14 protein-coding genes are annotated in these 17,887 nt (G+C 63.9%); 9 read left to right on the top strand and 5 right to left on the bottom strand.

What is annotated here, in order from left to right:
• Positions 1–202 precede the first annotated feature (202 nt).
• Complete coding sequence (locus ACLBXN_RS13490; RefSeq protein ID WP_167004329.1) at positions 203–1,144, bottom strand: LysR family transcriptional regulator; 942 nt, start codon at positions 1,142–1,144, stop codon at positions 203–205.
• Positions 1,145–1,300: 156 nt separating this feature from the next.
• Here ACLBXN_RS13490 and cysK point away from each other — a divergent pair, with 156 nt between their 5' ends.
• The 3 genes from cysK (at position 1,301) to ACLBXN_RS13505 (ending at position 5,752) form a co-directional block, all read left to right on the top strand.
• Entirely contained in the window at positions 1,301–2,221 is a 921-nt protein-coding gene (gene cysK, locus ACLBXN_RS13495) for a cysteine synthase A (protein WP_447612449.1), read from the top strand.
• Positions 2,222–2,437: 216 nt separating this feature from the next.
• The gene (locus tag ACLBXN_RS13500; protein WP_447612450.1) at positions 2,438–4,282 is read left to right on the top strand and encodes an ABC transporter ATP-binding protein; all 1,845 of its coding nucleotides are present in this window, start codon (positions 2,438–2,440) and stop codon (positions 4,280–4,282) included.
• A gap of 228 nt (positions 4,283–4,510) precedes the next feature.
• The gene (locus ACLBXN_RS13505; protein ID WP_447612451.1) at positions 4,511–5,752 is read left to right on the top strand and encodes a helix-turn-helix transcriptional regulator; all 1,242 of its coding nucleotides are present in this window, start codon (positions 4,511–4,513) and stop codon (positions 5,750–5,752) included.
• 78 nt (positions 5,753–5,830) lie between these two features.
• Here ACLBXN_RS13505 and ACLBXN_RS13510 read toward each other — a convergent pair whose 3' ends face one another.
• Positions 5,831–6,775 (bottom strand): LysR substrate-binding domain-containing protein, encoded by a 945-nt coding sequence (locus tag ACLBXN_RS13510; RefSeq protein ID WP_447612452.1) that lies wholly within the window; start codon positions 6,773–6,775, stop codon positions 5,831–5,833.
• 15 nt (positions 6,776–6,790) lie between these two features.
• Positions 6,791–7,765: a quinone oxidoreductase family protein gene (locus tag ACLBXN_RS13515; RefSeq protein WP_447612453.1), complete on the bottom strand. Its 975-nt coding sequence runs from the start codon at positions 7,763–7,765 to the stop codon at positions 6,791–6,793.
• Positions 7,766–8,159: 394 nt separating this feature from the next.
• On the opposite strand from ACLBXN_RS13515, the gene ACLBXN_RS13520 reads away from it, so the two are divergent.
• The 4 genes from ACLBXN_RS13520 to ACLBXN_RS13535 are packed head-to-tail and all read left to right on the top strand — an operon-like array spanning position 8,160 to position 13,412.
• Positions 8,160–8,426, top strand: a complete 267-nt coding sequence (locus tag ACLBXN_RS13520; protein WP_447612454.1) for a DUF2164 domain-containing protein — start codon at positions 8,160–8,162, stop codon at positions 8,424–8,426.
• Positions 8,427–8,430: 4 nt separating this feature from the next.
• Positions 8,431–8,706 (top strand): hypothetical protein, encoded by a 276-nt coding sequence (locus ACLBXN_RS13525; protein ID WP_447612455.1) that lies wholly within the window; start codon positions 8,431–8,433, stop codon positions 8,704–8,706.
• A 30-nt stretch (positions 8,707–8,736) separates the two neighbouring features.
• A complete protein-coding gene (gene sbcD, locus ACLBXN_RS13530; RefSeq protein ID WP_447612456.1) occupies positions 8,737–9,981 on the top strand; it encodes an exonuclease subunit SbcD in 1,245 nt (414 codons plus the stop codon).
• The gene (locus tag ACLBXN_RS13535) at positions 9,978–13,412 is read left to right on the top strand and encodes an AAA family ATPase (RefSeq protein WP_447612457.1); all 3,435 of its coding nucleotides are present in this window, start codon (positions 9,978–9,980) and stop codon (positions 13,410–13,412) included. Before sbcD ends, ACLBXN_RS13535 begins: the two co-directional genes overlap by 4 nt.
• Before the next feature lie 8 nt (positions 13,413–13,420).
• Here the strand turns inward: ACLBXN_RS13535 and ACLBXN_RS13540 are convergent, their stop codons facing one another.
• Entirely contained in the window at positions 13,421–14,314 is an 894-nt protein-coding gene (locus ACLBXN_RS13540) for a dioxygenase family protein (protein WP_447612458.1), read from the bottom strand.
• 349 nt (positions 14,315–14,663) lie between these two features.
• Here ACLBXN_RS13540 and ACLBXN_RS13545 point away from each other — a divergent pair, with 349 nt between their 5' ends.
• Together ACLBXN_RS13545 and ACLBXN_RS13550 are read left to right on the top strand one after the other, a co-directional pair.
• A complete protein-coding gene (locus tag ACLBXN_RS13545) occupies positions 14,664–16,448 on the top strand; it encodes an NAD(P)/FAD-dependent oxidoreductase (protein ID WP_211457117.1) in 1,785 nt (594 codons plus the stop codon).
• A 174-nt stretch (positions 16,449–16,622) separates the two neighbouring features.
• Complete coding sequence (locus tag ACLBXN_RS13550) at positions 16,623–17,192, top strand: hypothetical protein (protein WP_343677174.1); 570 nt, start codon at positions 16,623–16,625, stop codon at positions 17,190–17,192.
• An 18-nt stretch (positions 17,193–17,210) separates the two neighbouring features.
• On the opposite strand, the gene ACLBXN_RS13555 is transcribed toward ACLBXN_RS13550, so the two are convergent.
• The coding region (locus ACLBXN_RS13555; protein WP_447612459.1) for an oxepin-CoA hydrolase, alternative type at positions 17,211–17,887 on the bottom strand (677 nt) is incomplete at its 5' end.

A 17,887-nucleotide genomic window follows, 5' to 3' on the forward strand; every position in this document is an offset into this window, starting at 1 on the left:
GCCGTCGAGGCTTTGCTCGCCCAGGCTTGATTGCAGAGCAAAAAACAGGAGCTGCTAGCGCTTGGCTGCAATCGATTTCAGATAGAAAACACTCTGAAATCAATAGGCAACAAGCGGTAGCAGCTCCTTTTTTATTCAGTTTGAGGCACCTCCATGCTCGGCAGACATTGGCGCCAGCACCGTTGGTGGCTGCTCCTGCGCTTTATGCGTCCCCTGCCAGACGCGCGCCCGGCAGCCGCGCCACGGCCTGGCCGTGGTTCAGCGCAAACGCCGTGGCCACCTCTTCGGCGGCGCGCACCACGGTTTCGGCCAGCGGGTTCTGGTGATCGTTGCGCCAGCAGGCCATCAGCGGCAGCGAGGGGAACTCCCGATCCACGCGCAGCAGGCGCAGGCGCTGCTCGGCCAGCTCGCGCTGGATGATGGCAGGCGGCACGGCCGCCACGCCCAGGCCGTCGCAGACCACGCGGATCATGGTCGCCACCGAGGCAATGCAGTTCATGTGCGGAGAGGCGTTGCCTTCGGCGCTGAACAGCTGCTCGATCACCGCATACGGCTCGGAGCCGCGCGCAAAGCTCATGATGGGAAAAGCCGCCAGCTCGGCCAGGCTCAGGGTCTCGTCGCCTATGCCCAGCTTGGGGCTGCCCACCCAGGCCATGGCGAACTCGCCCAGCGACAGATTGGCAATGGCACCGCCGGACACGGGCTTGGCCTGCAGCGAGACATCGAGCTGCCCCTTGAGCAGTTGCTCCGACATATGGATGGTGGTGTCGCAGGCGATCTCCACCTGCAGGCGCGGATAGCGCTGCTGCAGCAGCGCGAGAAAGTCGGGGAACCAGCTGTGCACGATGGATTCGATGGCGCCGATGCGGATCACGCCCGCATAAGCCTGCTTGTCCAGCATGTCCTCGCGCATCTCGCGCATCAGCCTGAGCATGCGCTCGGCATGCACCAGGGCCTTGGCACCGTCGGCCGTCAGCGTGACCTCGCGCACGCCGCGGTCGAACAGGCGCACGCCGAACTCCTGCTCCAGCGTGGCGATGCGACTGGAGACGGCCGCCTGTGTGGTGAACAGCCGCTCGGCCGTCATGCGGAAGTTGCGCAGCTCGGCCAGCAGCACAAAGGTTTCCAGAAACCGTAGATTCATGGGCCGATGTTAATCACCGCCCGCTGCCTTGCCCACTTTTCGGGTCATATCGATATAGCCCATTCGCAGAACGCTTGCGTGCACAATGCTCTGTGTCTGCGCAGACAGCCTGCGCTGCGATCCACTGTCCCACCATCCCTTATTCGCGGAGGTCCGATGAGAGCTGACAACATTCTGCAAACGATTGGCGACACGCCCGTCATTCACATCAACCGTCTGTTCGGCAGCAATACCAACGTCTGGATCAAGTCCGAGCGCAGCAACCCGGGCGGCTCCATCAAGGATCGTATTGCGCTGTCCATGGTGGAAGACGCCGAGAAGTCCGGTGCGCTCAAACCCGGCGGCGTCATCATCGAGCCCACCAGCGGCAACACCGGCGTGGGCCTGGCCCTGGTCGCGGCCGTCAAGGGCTACAAGCTGATCCTGGTCATGCCCGAGAGCATGAGCATCGAGCGCCGCCGCCTGATGCTGGCCTATGGCGCATCCTTTGACCTGACTCCCAAGGAAAAAGGCATGAAGGGTGCCATCGCCCGCGCCCAGGAACTGGCCGCCCAGACGCCCGGCGCCTGGATTCCCCAGCAGTTCGAGAACCCCGCCAACGTGGCCGTCCACGAGGCCACCACAGCCCAGGAAATCCTGCGCGACTTCCCCGACGGCATCGACGCCTTCATCACCGGCGTGGGCACGGGCGGTCACCTGTCCGGCGTGGCCAAGGTGCTCAAGTCCAAGTTTCCCAACCTCAAGGTCTATGCGGTGGAGCCCGCGGCGTCGCCCGTGATCTCCGGCGGTCAGCCCGCGCCCCACCCCATCCAGGGTATCGGCGCCGGCTTTGTGCCCAAGAATCTGGACGTCAGCCTGCTTGACGGCGTGATCCAGGTGGAGGCCGAGCCCGCACGCGAATACGCGCGCCGCGCCGCTCGCGAGGAAGGCCTGCTGGTCGGCATCTCCTCTGGCGCCACGCTGGCCGCCATTGCCCAGAAGCTGCCCGAGCTGCCGCCCAGTGCCAAGGTGCTGGGCTTTGCCTACGACACAGGCGAGCGCTATCTGTCGGTGGAAGGCTTCCTGCCCAACGCCTGATCGCGCCGCGCGCTTTCCTGCCACGCCGCACAAGATGCGGCGTTTTTCATGCCCGTCGCACACCTCGCGCATAGCCCTAGTTCGCCGCGCGGTCATCGGCCTGTGCCAATAGCCCATGGGACAAGCGGTCATCGAGTCCACTTGACACCAAACCAGGGCACTCCCCTACCATGGGGACAAGATATGCCACAAGCATGACACGGGAGTATTTCCATCTTGTTCCGATTTTTTGAAAAACAGGTAGCCCCCTATCCCGGCCAGGAGCCCAAGGTTCCGCCCAAGGGATTCTTTGCCTTTGTCTGGGCCTGTACCCAGGGCATGCGCGGCTGGATTGGCCTGATGACCCTGACCTCGGCCCTGCTGGCCGCCTACGAAGCGGTGCTGTTTGCCATCATGGGCCGCGTGGTGGATTGGCTGGGCACGGTCTCGCCCGCCAACTTCTGGGCCGAACAACAGGCCACGGTGCTGGGCATTGCCGCCATCCTGCTTGGCAGCGTGGCGCTGCTGGCCCTGCACACCACCGTGATGCACCAGGTGCTGGCCATCAACTTCCCGATGCGGCTGCGCTGGGTGTTCCACAAGCTGATGCTGGGCCAGAGCATGTCCTTCTATGCGGACGAGTTTGCCGGCCGCATCACCACCAAGATCATGCAGACCGCGCTGTCGGTGCGCGAAGTGGTGTTCATGGTGGTCGACGTGTTTGTGGGCGTGGGCGTCTACATGATCGGCATTCTGATCCTGGCCGCCAGCTTCGAGTGGCGGCTCATGATTCCGTTTGCGCTGTGGTTCTTCGCCTATGCCGCTGCCTGCTTCTATTTCGTGCCGCGCCTGGGCCAGATCGGCAAGGAGCAGGCCGATGCGCGCTCCATGATGACGGGCCGCGTCACCGATGCCTATACCAATATCGCCACCGTCAAGCTGTTTGCCCACACGCGCCGCGAAGCCGAATACGCGCGCAATGCCATGGAAGCCTTCAAGGCCACGGGCTATGCGCAGATGCGTCTGGTCAGCCTGTTCGAGATCACCAACCACCTGATGATTGCCCTGCTGCTGCTGGGCAGCGGCGGCACGGCGCTGTATCTGTGGACGCAGGGTCAGGCCTCCGCCGGCGTGGTGGCGGCCGTGATTGCCATGGCGCTGCGGCTGATGGGCTACTCGCACTGGGTGATGTGGCAGATGACGGGCCTGTTCGAGAACGTGGGCACCATCCAGGACGGCATCACCACGCTGACCAAGCCGCGCACCATCGTCGATGCTCCCTCCGCCAAGCCGCTGCAGGTCACCCGGGGGGCGATTGCCTTCGAGGATGTGAGCTTTGGCTATAAGGCGGACGGCAAAAAGGTGCTGGACCATCTGAACCTGCACATCCGTCCCGGCGAACGCATCGGCCTGATCGGCCGTTCGGGCGCGGGCAAGTCCACGCTGGTCAATCTGCTGCTGCGCTTTCACGAGCCGCAAAGCGGGCGCATCACCATCGACGGCCAGGACATCCGCAGCGTGACGCAGGACAGCCTGCGCAGCGCCATCGGCATGGTGACGCAGGACACCTCGCTGCTGCACCGCTCCATGCGCGACAACATCCTTTATGGTCGCCCGGACGCCAGCGAAGCCGAGATGCACGCCGCGGCCGACAAGGCAGAGGCGTCGGACTTCATCGCCACGCTGACCGACCTCAAGGGCCGCAGCGGCTACGACGCCCAGGTCGGCGAGCGCGGCGTCAAGCTCTCGGGCGGCCCGCGCCAGCGTGTGGCGATTGCACGCGTGATGCTCAAGGACGCGCCCATCTTGCTGCTCGACGAAGCCACCAGCGCGCTGGACAGCGAGGTGGAAGCCGCCATCCAGGAAAGCCTGGATTCGCTGATGGACGGCAAGACCGTGATCGCCATTGCCCACCGCCTGTCCACCATCGCGGCCATGGATCGCCTGATCGTGATGAACGAAGGCCATATCGTGGAGGAAGGCACGCACCAGCAACTGCTGCAGCGCGGCGGCATATACGCCAAGCTCTGGGCGCACCAGAGCGGCGGCTTTCTGGCCGACCAGGACGAGGCCGTGCAGTAAGCCGACGAGCCGGCCTGCCTGCAGCATTGGAACTGCAGCGCAGCCGGCTGATGCCCGGGGCTGACGCCTCCCGGGTTGTCGCGGCGAGATGGCCAGCAAAACCTGGCCCTTGCGTCCCGAAGAAGCCGCAGTCCGGGGGCAGCCAGCGCATGCACCAAGGTTGAAGTCTTGTGAATCGAAGCCGGGCAATGAGGCGCTGATAATGCGATCCAGCAAGAGGTCAACGCAATGAGCCCCACCTACGGCAAACTGAAACCCATCGATTACGCACAAGCTTCCACGAGTTTTGCAATCAAGGATGGCTCGCTATCCGCCATTCAGAGCTCGGCGACCGAAGAGCTGATCAGCGCGGAGCGTTTCAGCGAATTCATCAATCACCTCTATGACGCGGCTTCCCTGCCGGAAGCCTGGGTATCTTGCCTGGAAGTGATTCGCACGCATATGCGCAGCAATTTTGCCGTGCTGATCATCCGCCAGACCGAGGGCGACAATATCGGCCTGGTGGTCACCGCGTCGGGTGGGCTCAAGGACTTGCTCACACATGATGTCTACAGCGAGCACAGCCCGTTTCTTGGCATGCCCAAGGAGCAATTCAAGACCATTCCCGACCTGATGTCCGAAAGCGAATGGCGCAGCAGCATCTATTACAAGGACTGGTGCCGTGTGCACAATATTTTCCATGTGATGGCTGCCGATATCGTGACCACCGATGGCAGCGTCTACGGCCTGCGGATCACGCGTCCCGAGTCGGAACCAGCCTTCAGCCAGAGGGATCTGGATCTGGGGCGCATGATCATGCCGCATATCCGCCGTGCGCTGAACATGCATCTGGCGCTGCACCATGACCGCCAGGTCATGTCGCTGTACAGCAGCGTCACGGCGCGCCTGATGGTCGGTGTCGTCATCCTCGACCAGAATGGCCAGTTGCTGGAGAGCAATCCTGCGGCCAAAGGCATTCTCGATGCCCAGGACGGCATCCGGATCTCCGGCGGCATGCTGGAGGCTGAATATGCGAGCGACAACCGCAAGCTCCAGCGCCTGATCAAGGATGCCTTGCTGTCCTCCCGGACATCGACCTCGGTCATGACCGAAGGCATCTCGATTGCGCGTCCTTCGGGTCAGCTCAACTGGGGGCTTGTCGTACAAAGCATTTCCTCGGATGAAAAAGCAGAGGCCAAGAGTCGTCCCTGCGTGGCGGTGTTCATGCGCAACACCGATGGCAAGGCCGATCCGTCCGCGCATCTGGCCCAGCAGCTGTTTCAGCTCACCTCGGCGGAGACCGCTCTGGTGATCCAGCTGACCCATGGCCTGACGCTGGAGGAGGCCGCCAAAGCGCTGGGCATCCGCCTCAATACCGCAAGAGCTCACCTGCGTTCCATTTTCTCCAAGACCGGCGCCCGTCGCCAGAGCGAGCTGGTACGTTTCTTTCTCAATAGCGCGGCCTGGCTGGGAAGCAAGAGCGGCACCTAGCCCTTGCGCGGCAACCGCGCCCCAGGCCTTGTGCGGCCCGCCCTCATCGCCCTGGAGCAACGGGACAGGCAGGGTTCCTCAGCGGTCTGCGGGGCGCCAGGGCGCCGCCACAAAGGCCTCGGTCATCCATTGCTTGAACGCCTTCATGGCGCCCGTGTTGTACTGCCCCGATGGGCGCACCAGGTAGATGCCGCCTGCTTCCCCCAACGTCCATTGCGGCAATATGCGGACGAGCTCTCCGGCATGGACGGAGGGCATGAGGTGCCAGTCGCTGCCGGCGATGATGCCCACACCTTTGAGAGCCGCATGAAGCAGCGCTTCATTGTCGTTGCTGAGCATGGAACCGCTGATGCGCACCGATTCGGCCACCCTGGCTGAGCGCTTGCCTGCGGGCCTGACGAGCCGCCATTGCGGAAAATCCAGCAGACCGGTGTAGCCCAGACAGTTGTGACGGGCGAGATCCTCGGGTCTGCGGGGTGCTTCATGGCGTTCGAGATAACGGGCGGATGCACACAGAAGACGGTACTGGTCGCACAGTCGCGTGGCCACCAGCCGGCTGTCCGACAGATGGCCGATGCGTATGGCGGCATCAAAACGCTCTCCCACGATGTCCACGATGCGGTCGCTGTACTCCACTTCGAGCACGACCTCCGGATAGGCCAGGGAAAACTCGGCCAGCATGGGACTGATCCAGCGCCGCCCCATCGACGCGGGTATGGACAGGCGCAGGCGTCCTCGCGTTTCCTGAGCTCCCTGCGCCGCTTCCTGCTCCGCCTCCCGAATCAGGAGGCTGGCCTGACGCACCTTCTCGACCAGCCGCAGGCCTTCGCTGGTGAAATGCAGCTGACGCGTGGTGCGCTCCACCAGGCGCACGCCCAGTCTTCGCTCGAGAGCCTGCATGCGCTTGGAAAGCACCGAAGGATGACGCCCGAGAGACCGTCCCGCAGCGGCAAATGAACCCTGCTCTGCCAGTGCGAGCAGCGTGGCGAGCTCGTCCGTGCGCTGACTGTCGAGTATGTCCATGGTGTCTGTGGCGGTTCAGGGAGTGAGGATGATCGATCCTTGCGAGCGGCCTTGCTCCAGGTCCGCGTGCGCCGCAGCTGCATCCTTGAGCGCGTAGCTTTTCCAGACCTGGGGCCTGAGTATGCCGGCGGCGATGGCATCCAGCACGTCCTGCGCGCGGCTCTGGTATTCCTCTATCGTTGCCGTATGTGCAGCCAGCGAAGGGCGGGTCAGAAACAGCGAACCTTTGGCATTGAGCACTCCCGGCTCGACGGCCGGCGGCAGGCCCGAGGTGGCGCCAAACGACACCATCAGCCCTCTGGGCCGCAGGCAGTCCAGCGAGGCGGAGAAGGTGTCTTTTCCGATGGGGTCGTAAACCACGTCCACCTTGTGCCCCTGCGTGGCCTGCATCACCTGGGATGGCAGCGACTGCGCCTCGAAGACAAACACCTGGTCGCAGCCTGCCGCCTTGGCGCGCTCCACGCTGGCCGGCTTGGAAACGACGCCCAGTACCTGGGCCCCCAGGTGCTTTGCCCAGGCGCACATCAGCTGCCCCAGCGCCCCCGCAGCGCCATAGATCAGCACGCGGCTGCCCTGCTTCACCTGGCCGGTGGTCTTGAGCAGATACTGGGCCGTGATGCCCTTGAACAGGACCGACGCAGCAGCGTCATCCCCGAGTGCGTCCGGGAGCCTGATCAGGCGATCGGCGGGGAACAGGCGCGCACTGGCATAGGCGCCAAGCGGCCCGGTGGCGTAGCCAACGCGATCTCCGGACTTCAGACCCGAGACTCCGGCCCCCACTGCGGCCACGATCCCCGCGCCCTCCAGGCCCAGCCCAGAAGGCAATGCAATCGGAACCAGGCCCTTGCGCTGACTGACATCCAGAGGATTGACGCCGATGGCGGTCTGCTCGAGAAGAACCTCGCCCGGCCCCGGCGATGGCAGATCCAGCGTTTCGAGCTGCATCACTTCGGGCGCACCTGCGCTGTAGATTCGAATGGCGAGGGCCATGGCTTTTCCTTGGCAATGATGAAGAGGCCATGGTATTCATGCCACCTGCCTGCATCAACACGAGCACATGCACATGATAAGTGCATGTGATGCAGCAATATCTGCATGCGGACATGCACCAGGGCCGACAGCCAAAATCAGACACTCTTGGCCTATCGCCAGCCGCGAGGCGACGCAGCTGCCTGCCTGAACAAGAGCGCCGATCCCGCATCCATCCATGAAAGTCTGCATGTCAGACCCACACAGGGACAGGTGGTTGCAGCAGTGAAGGCGGCCAGAAATGCATCGACTTGCAACACCGCTCGTTCAGGAGCCGATGAGACATCGATACGCCACAATAATCCTTGTCCATCAGACGCTTGAAGCGCCAGAAATTTACAGGAACGCTTGATCGATGAGCATAGAACTCCCCAAACACGCACAGCAGCAGGCCATTGCCTCCATAGAACGCTATTTCCGCGAAAACATGGACGAGCCCATAGGCAATATGCAATCCGGTGCCCTGCTGAATTTCTTTCTCGCGGAAATAGGCCCCAGCATCTACAACCGTGCCGTGGCCGATGTGCAGGAGAACCTGCAGGCCAGGATGCAGGAGCTGGACTATGAGGTGGGCAAGGAGGAGTTCAGCTACTGGACGGCCAAGCGCGCTGGCAGGCGCTGAGATGATGCCCGCACGGCGCCTGCAGGCAGCTCTGCGGCCAGACCAGCCGCCACCGCCTGTGGCGACGCTGGTGTCGCTGGCCCAGGCACTCAGGGATGAAGGCATGACCCAGGCCGCGCTCTATCGCCTGTTTCAAGCCGAGCATGCGCGCTCGGACCTCGACGAACTGCGCCTGGAAGCTCTGGCCGGGACCATGGATCTGATCTGGGGTGGCGGCTGGGCCAAAGGCCGCGCCTTGTTCGGGCAGGAGCTATCGCAAGAACGGCTGGATAGCGAGTAATACGGGGGCTGGCTGGCATACCATCGCCGCATGCGTCTTCTCCATACCTCCGACTGGCATCTGGGCCAGCACTTCATGGGCCGCAGCCGTCAGGCCGAGCATCATGCCCTGATCGACTGGTTGCTCACCCAGGTCCAGACCCATGCCGTGGATGCCGTGCTGATCGCTGGCGACATCTTCGACACCGGAGCCCCACCCAGCTATGCACGCGAGCTGTACAACCAGCTCATCGTGGGCTTGCACGATGCAGGTGCAGCCTTGCTGCTGCTGGCCGGCAATCATGACTCGGTCAGCGTGCTCGATGAAAGCCGGGAGCTGCTGAGCTACCTGGGCGCCCAGGTGGTCAGCTCGACCGGCGACGAGGCCCGGCATGTGATCACGCTGCCGCTGCGCGGCACGGCCCGCAAGCCGGGCTGCATCGTCTGCGCCCTGCCCTTCATCCGCCCGCGTGATGTGCAGCAAAGCCAGGCCGGACAAAGCGCGCAGGACAAGCAGCAGGCACTGCAAACCGCCATTGCGTCCACCTACCAGCGTGTGTATGCCGCAGCCCTTCAGACTCAGAAGGAGATACAGGCCAGTCAGGGCGAACTGCTGCCCATCATTGCCACCGGCCATCTGACCACAGTGGGCGCCAGCAGCAATGAATCGGTACGTGAAATCTATGTGGGCGCCCTGGAGGCCTTTCCGACCAATGCCTTCCCGCCGGCCTGCTATATCGCTCTTGGACATATCCACAAGCCGCAGCTTGTCGGCGGACTCGATCACATTCGCTACAGCGGCTCTCCCATCGCGCTGGGCTTTGACGAAGCCAGGCAGACCAAGCAGGTATTGCTGGTGGATCTGAATGCCGACGGACTGCAGACCGTCACGGCCCTGCCCGTGCCGGTGTTCCAGCCCATGGCCTCCATCACCGGCAGTCTGGCGCAGATGCCTGCCTTGCTGGAATCTGCCTCGGCCCAGGCACAAGCCGATCGGTCGGTCTGGCTGGAGGTGACAGTGCAGGAAGACGACTATCTCTCCGACCTCACGGCGCGCGTGCAAACCATGGCCGAGTCACTACCCGTGGAGATTCTGCGCATCAAGCGCCAGCGCGGCCAGGCTGCGGCACAGTTGTCTGGCGAGGCCCGCGAGTCGCTGGATGAACTCACCCCGCTTGATGTATTTGCACGCCGACTGGCCCTGGAGAGCCTGGAGCCGCCAGTGCAATCGGCGCTGACCGAGCGCTATCAACAGGTGCTGCACGGTCTCCATGACCAGCCGGGAGCTGTCGCATGAGAATTCTCAAACTGCGGCTGAAGAACCTTAACTCGCTCAAGGGCGAGTGGAACATCGACTTCACCGCCGCCCCCTTTGCCGACAACGGCCTGTTTGCCATCACCGGCCCCACGGGTGCGGGCAAGTCCACGCTGCTCGATGCCATCTGCCTGGCGCTCTACCACCAGACGCCGCGGCTTGAAAAAATTAACAAAGGCGACAACGACATCATCACCCGGCACACTGCCGATTGCTTGGCCGAAGTGGAGTTTGAAGTCAAAGGAGTGGCCTATCGCGCTTTCTGGAGCCAGCGTCGCGCCCATAACAGGCCGGACGGGAAGCTTCAAGATCCCATTGTGGAGCTGGCACATGTTGCTGACGGCAGCATCATTACGACGCGCATCAGCGATAAGCCGAATCACGTCGCCCACATTACCGGACTTAATTTCGAGCGTTTCACCAAGTCCATGCTGCTGGCCCAGGGAGGCTTTGCCGCTTTCCTGCAGGCTACGCCCAATGAGCGTGCCGAGCTGCTCGAAGAGCTGACCGGCACCGATATTTACGGCCGCATCTCGGAGAGCGTCTTTGCACGCGCGCGCGACGCACGCCAGGCCCTGGAAAAGCAGCAGGCCCAGGCCCAGGGCATGCAGTTGCTGGATGCCAGCACGCGCGAGCAGCTGCTGTCCCAGGCCGAGCTGCTGCAGACCGGCTTGACGGATCTGCAGACACGCCACCAGCAACTGCAAACCGTGCAACGCTGGCAGGCGCAGACCATACAGGCCATGGAGGACGTGGGGCAGGCACGCAATGCACAAGCAAACGCCCAGCAAGCGCTGACTGATGCCGCCCACGATTTGCTGCGCCTGCAGGCCCATGGACCCGCGCAGGCAATCCGGCCCGTGCATCAGCGCTGGCAGCAGGCGCAAGAACAGCAAAGCGCACAAGTTGCACAGCTGCAGCAGCTGCATGCGCTGCGGCTGCAGGCCCAGGGCGCGCAATGGCAGCAACACCAACAGGCCCGGCAACTGGCTGACGATCAGCTGCAGCACTCAAGGCTGCAGCTGGAGTCTGCACAGGCCCGGCAGTCCGACTTGACGGCCTGGCAGCAGGCCCATGCCAGCCACGCCCTGCTGGGTGAAAACCTCAGCGGCTGGCGCGAGCAGCTGCAGCAAGCTCTGCAACTGCAGCAGCAAGCCGCTCAGACAAAAGAGCAGGCAATGCAGTTGCAGCAAGTCGCCCTGCAGCTGCAGCAGCAAACCGAGGAGCAGACACAGCAAGGTGCGCAGTCGACACGGCAAGCCGCCCTGGCGCTGCAACAGCAACAGGCCGCTGAACAAGACCTGCAGCAGCAGCTGGCCATGCATGGCAGCCTGCCTCAGCTGCGCAACCACTGGCAAACCGCAGAGCGCCAGTTGCACCACTGGCAGCAGCTGCAGGAGCACGCTGCGCTGCGCCAGCCCCTGGATGCACAGCAGCAGCGCAATGCGCAGGCGCTGAGCGCCGTTGAAGCCCGCATCCAGGAGCAGCTTGCGCAACGCGATGATCTGCGTGCGCAGTACAAGGCACTCAAGGACAAGGTGAGCGACAAGCAAGCCCTGCTTGACCAGGAGCGCCTTATCCAAAGCCTGCAAGACCACCGCGCTGCACTGCAACCCGGCGAAGCCTGCCCGCTGTGCGGGTCTCAGGATCACCCGGCCATCACCGAGTACACGGGGCTGGATGTCTCCGCTACCGCTGCTGCACTGCAGCAGGCGCAGAGCGCGCTGGAATCGCTGCAACGCCAGGGCGAGCAGCTGAACACCGCGCTGGCCACTGCTCAGGGCCAGCAGCACCAGCAGCAGGAACAGCACCAGGCCATTGCCCAGCAGATTGAAAAATGGCTGGCACGCTGGGCTGATCTACGTGCACAGAGCACAGTGCCTCTGGATGAGGCGGCATGGCAGCAGCCCGAGTCACTGCGCACCGCGTGCGTTGAAGCCACGCAGCAGATCGCAAGGCTTCAGCAGAACATGGCCGATGCCGAGGCCGCCGAACGCCAGCTGCAACAGGCCAAAGAGGCCTGCCAGACGGCCTTGCAACAACAGCAGCAGATCGAGCACGCGCAGGCCAGCACCCGGCAGTCTCTGCAGAGCCATCTGAGCCAGCAGGAGCAGACCGCTCAGGCACTGCAAGCCCTGGAGCAGCAGGCCGGCAACCTGCAGACCCGCTTGCAGCAAGCCCTGCAGAAGGCGGGCCATGCATTGCCCGATGGCCCGGACACGACAGACTGGCTGGCTGCGCGCCAGCAGGAATGGCAGCAATGGCAGCGCCAGCAACAGGCAATGCAAGAGCTGACCCAGCAGATCGATCTGCTGCAACGCCAGGTCGTGCAGGCCGCAGAGGATGCCGAGCACTGGCAGCAACGCAGCCAGGCCCTGCCCGATCTGCCCGCCGACGCCAGCGCCGGTGCAGCGCCACCCGCCGCCACGCTGCAAGAATGCAAAATCCTGCTCGAGCAGACTGCGCAGCAACTGGCCACGCTGCGAGGTCAGGCAAGCCAGGCACAAGCCACGCTCGAGCAGCTACAGCAATCGACGCAGCAGACCCAGGCCGAATGGCAGCAGGCGCTGCAGGCCAGCCCGTTTGCCGACGAAGCGCAGTACGCCGCAGCCCTGCTGTCCGATGCCGAGCAGCAAGGTCTGCAGGCACTGAGCAACCAGCTTCAGGGCGCGGTACAACGCGCAGCCACCTTGCTGGCCGATGCCAGCCAGCGACTGGCCGCATTGCAGGCCCAGGCGCTCAGCGAGGAAGCGCCCGAAGCCATTACCGAGCAGCTCACGCAACTGGAGGCCAAGCGCAACCAGCAGGCCGAACAGCTGGGCGCTCACCGCGCCCGCCTCCACGATGACGACCAGCGCCGCGCGGGCCAGCAAGCCTTGCTGGCCCAGATTGCCGAGCAGGAAAAGGACAGCGATCTTTGGCAACACCTGGACAGCCTGATCGGCTCCGCCAGAGGGGACAAGTTCCGCAAGTTTGCACAGGGGCTGACGCTAGACCATCTGCTGCATCTGGCCAACCGGCACCTGGAACGCCTGCACGGTCGCTATCTGCTGAGGCGCAAGCCCACGGGCGAGCTGGAACTGGACATCGTGGACAGCTGGCAGGGCGATGTAACGCGCGACACGCGCACGCTTTCGGGTGGCGAGGCCTTTCTCGTCAGCCTGGCACTGGCGCTGGCACTGTCGGATCTGGTCAGCAGCAAGACCTCGATTGACTCGCTATTCCTGGACGAAGGCTTCGGCACGCTGGACGGCGACACGCTGGAGATCGCCCTGGCCGCACTAGACGCACTCAACGCCAGCGGCAAGATGATTGGCGTCATCAGCCATGTGGAAGCGCTCAAGGAGCGTATTCCGGCGCAGATCCGCGTGGAAAAAGCAGCCGGAATCGGTTACTCCAGACTGGTGTTCTGAAGCCTGGTTCAGGTGCCGGGCGGAGGTGGCGGCATCATGCCCAGGCGCGGCGGCCGCATGCCGCCGGGCCGCCCCGGACCTCCTGGCCCACCCGGGCCGCCTGGCGGCATGGAGCCCCTGACCTGGCAGAGCTTGTCGGCACTGTCGCTGCGCACCACCACGGTCTTCGATGCCAGCATCACCCCACCCAGGTTCTGCACATCGAAGACATAAGGCGTCTTGTCCGGCTCCTGCCCGAGCACGTTGTCCACATCCAGGCGGGTATCGGGCTGGCCCTTGTCCTTGTAAAGCGGCGCTTGCGCAAAGATCTCGCTGTTGAGCGCATCGCTGAACAACAGCTGGCTGGTCAGCCACGATGCAGCGCTGTCCGCCGGGTCGTAGCTGCCTTGCAGAATGCGAAAGTGCACATGCACGGCACGGCCGCGATACCAGCCGGGGTAGCAGCTGTCGAAGCGCGCCACGCCATTGCCGTCGGTGCGCTGATAGCCGCGAAAGAACTTCTTGTTCACATCGGCGGCATCGTTGTTGCACATGCGGTGAATCTGGCCGGAGTAACCGCCCGTGTGATTGGTATGCCAGATCTCCACAATCGTGCCCGCCACCGGCTCGCAGCGCTCGTTGACCACGCGAATCTGCATATGCAGCGGCAGGCCATCCCAGCCATCGCTGACATCCATGCGCTCGGGCGACAGCGTGTGGCAAGGGCCGATGGTGGCCTCGCAGGTCAGGCGGCAACCGCCCGCCAGCCCGGCCGCAGCAAATGGATTGATGCCGCGCACGGCAGCGGTGATGGCCTTGGTACCGCCGCCGAGCCAGGGAGCAGCGGCCTTCGCCGCGCCGGCCGTGGCCGGCGCTGCTGCCGAACCGATTGCGGCGGGCGCGGCACGACCGGGCAATGGCATGAAGGGAAGCGCCCCCAGCAGGGCTGCGGATTGCCGCAGCCAGCTTCTGCGCGAGGTTGCGCACGCGGCCGGTACAAGCGTTTCGGATGAGGAGTGCGGCTGGGTCATGGGCGATAAGGACTCGTCTGTGAATCGCACCATGCTAGCGCCACAGCCGCCAACGCAGTCAGCGCCTGCCTCATCTTTACCGATGCTATACAAAAATGCTTTTCATGCCTTTTCTATAAAGCGTTATGCGCTACTGTTTTTGATAGTTTCACCGATCAGACGCCAAGGTCACCCCGCCGGCGCCAAGCCGGCCCAAAGGCTTTGGCTTACCATCCAGACCCTTGCTTGATAGGTACAAGCCATGATCCGGATCGCAGAACTCAAACTCCCTCTCTCGGCGGTTGAATACCACCCCGAGAACCACACCGAATATCAGCCCACGGACCAGCTCACCCAGCTCGCGGCCGAGCGTCTGGGCATTCCATCCTCCGCCATTGCCAAGCTGCATGTGCACAAGCGCAGCTTCGATGCGCGCAAGGCCGAGTTGCTGGCCGTCTACATCGTCGATATCACGCTGGCCGACGAGGGCCAGGAGGCCGCGCTGCTGACGCAGTTTGCCGACCATCCCCATGTCAACCCGACGCCAGACATGAGCTGGCAGCCCGTGGGCCAGGCCCCGGCCGATCTGGACGAGCGCCCCGTGGTCGTGGGCTTTGGCCCCTGCGGCATGTTTGCCGGACTGGTGCTGGCCCAGATGGGCTTCAGGCCCATCGTGCTGGAGCGCGGCAAGACCGTGCGCGAGCGCACCAAGGACACCTGGCGCCTGTGGCGCAAGCGCGAGCTGACGCCCGAGTCCAATGTGCAGTACGGTGAAGGCGGCGCCGGCACCTTCTCAGACGGCAAGCTCTACAGCCAGATCAAGGACCCGCGCCATCTGGGCCGCAAGGTGCTGACCGAGTTCGTGACCTATGGTGCTCCGCCCGAAATTCTCTACGCGGCTCACCCCCATATCGGCACTTTCAAGCTGGTCAAGCTGGTCGAAGGCATTCGCGAGGAAATCGTGCGCCTGGGCGGCGAAATCCGCTTCGAGCAGCGCGTGACCGATGTGCAGATCGAAGAGGTCGACGGCCAGCGCCAGCTGGTCGGCCTGCAGGTGCTCGACCAGGCCACGGGCCAAAGCTATGCACTGCCGACCCATCATGCCGTGATGGCTCTTGGCCACAGCTCGCGCGACACTTTTGCCATGTTCTACGAGCGCGGCGTAGCCATGGAGGCCAAGCCCTTCTCCGTGGGCTTTCGCATCGAACATCCGCAAAGCGTGATCGACCGCGCCCGCTGGGGCAAGGATGCCGGCCACCCGCTGCTGGGCGCTGCCGACTACAAGCTGGTGCACCATGCCAAAAACGGCCGCGCCGTCTACAGCTTCTGTATGTGCCCGGGCGGCACCGTGGTGGCCGCGACCAGCGAACCCGGGCGCGTCGTCACCAACGGCATGAGCCAGTATTCGCGCGCCGAGCGCAATGCCAATGCCGGCATGGTCTGCGCCATCAGCCCCGAGGACTACCCGCAAGACGCCGAGAGCTTTGCCTGGGCCTTTGACGGCAAGACCTTTGGCGTCGAAAAGCTGCAAAAAGGCGAGCATCACCCGCTCTCCGGCATTGTGCTGCAGCGCCAGCTGGAGTCCAAAGCCTATGTGCTCGGCGGCCAGAACTACAGTGCGCCCGGCCAGCTCGTGGGCGACTTTGTGACGGGCAAGCCGTCCACCGAATTTGGCGAAGTTCAGCCCTCCTACAAGCCCGGCATCAGCCTCGGCGATCTGCACCAGGCCCTGCCCGCCTATGCGATCGAAGCCATGCGCGAGGCCCTGCCCGCCTTTGGCAAGAAGATTCGCGGCTACGACATGAAGGATGCCGTGCTGACCGGTGTGGAAACACGCACCTCGTCCCCGGTCAAGATCGGCCGCGGCGCCGACTTCCAGAGCGACAACACGCGCGGTCTGTACCCGGCCGGCGAAGGTGCCAGTTACGCGGGCGGCATTCTGTCGGCCGGTGTGGACGGCATCAAGGTCGGCGAGGCCGTGGCTGCGGCGATTCTCGGCGTGGCAGTTCCCTCCTCGGGCGCACGCGGCTCGGGCGGCGCCCTGTAAGCCACGCGGCCTGCCTCTCGTTGCTCGCGAGGCATGCCAGCCCCCGGCTGGCTGCCTTTGAGGGGTGAGAGCACACCGCAGGTCATGGCTCTTACAAGTTTTTGGACGCTGACTGACATTGCGCCAGGCTTGGCATCGGTACGCTGGGGACTTCATCGCACGCCAAGCGTCACCATGAAACCTCTGCGACTCGCACCTGCCTCTGTAACACTGGGACTGGCCTGCTGGCTGGCGGCCGCCAGTGCCAGCGCCCAAACCAGTGATTCCACTGCTGCGGCAGACACTGCTGCCGACAAGCCCTCTGCGTTGTCGGGCTGGATGTTTGGCTACGCCCCCCTGGACTGGCATTTCTCCGATGCCAAAAAGGAAAACGATTTCGAGCCCGACGAACAAAAACATGCCTATGTCTGGCTGATCCAGGCCGAGAAGGAGCTGGACGAACGCCATATCGCAGGCTTTGCCTATTTCAAGAATTCATTCGGTCAGCCCAGCCAGTACGCCTACTACGGCTGGCGCTTCAGGCCCTTCGACAGCGTGCCAGGCCTTTTCTTCAAGGTCACGGGCGGCATCATTCACGGCTACAAGTTTCCGTACAACAAGAAGATCCCGTTCAACAACCGGCATGGCTGGGGCATCACGGCCATTCCGGCCGTGGGCTATGACTTCAATCGGAACTGGGGAGCCCAGATCAATGTGCTGGGCAATGCCGGCGTGATGTTCCAGCTCAACTACACGGTTCGCTAGGTCGCCAGGAGCGCTCCCTCAGGCTCCGCGCAGCCTGGCAAAGTCGGGCGCACGCTTTTCCAGAAAGGCCGCAATGCCTTCGCGGGACTCCTCGCTGCCCTGGGCCTCGACCATGTAGTCAGCCTCCAGCGCCAGCTGCTGCTCCAGGCTGTGGCTGTGAGCCAGCCGGCACAGTGCTTTGATACGCGCGGTCGCCACCTCGGGCCCCTGGGCCAGTTGCCGCGCCAGTTCCAGCGCTTGGGCCAGTGCCTGGCCCGGCTCCGTCAAGCGGTTGACGCAGCCATACGCATGCATGCGCTCACCGCTGATGCGCTCGCCCGTCAGGCAGAGCTCGGTCAACAACTGACGGGACATGAACTCAGCCAGAAACGAGGTCGCGCCGCCGTCGGGGGTGAGGCCGACCTTCACATAGGCCACCGAGAAAACCGCCGACCTTGCCGCCACCAGCATGTCGCAAGCCATTGCCAGCGACAGGCCCGCACCTGCGGCGGCACCCTCCACCGCCGCAATCACGGGCTTGGGGCAGTCGCGTATGGCACGCATCAGATGGTTGAGATCCTCGAGCCTGATACGGCGTTCGGCCAGCGGCATCTCGCGCCGCGTTGCCAGCTGGTTCAGATCGCCGCCAGCGCAGAAATGACCGCCCTCGCCCGTGAGGATCACGGCGGCCACCGAGGCATCGGCGCCGGGCGCAC

This window comes from Comamonas sp. C24C (assembly GCF_053345995.1).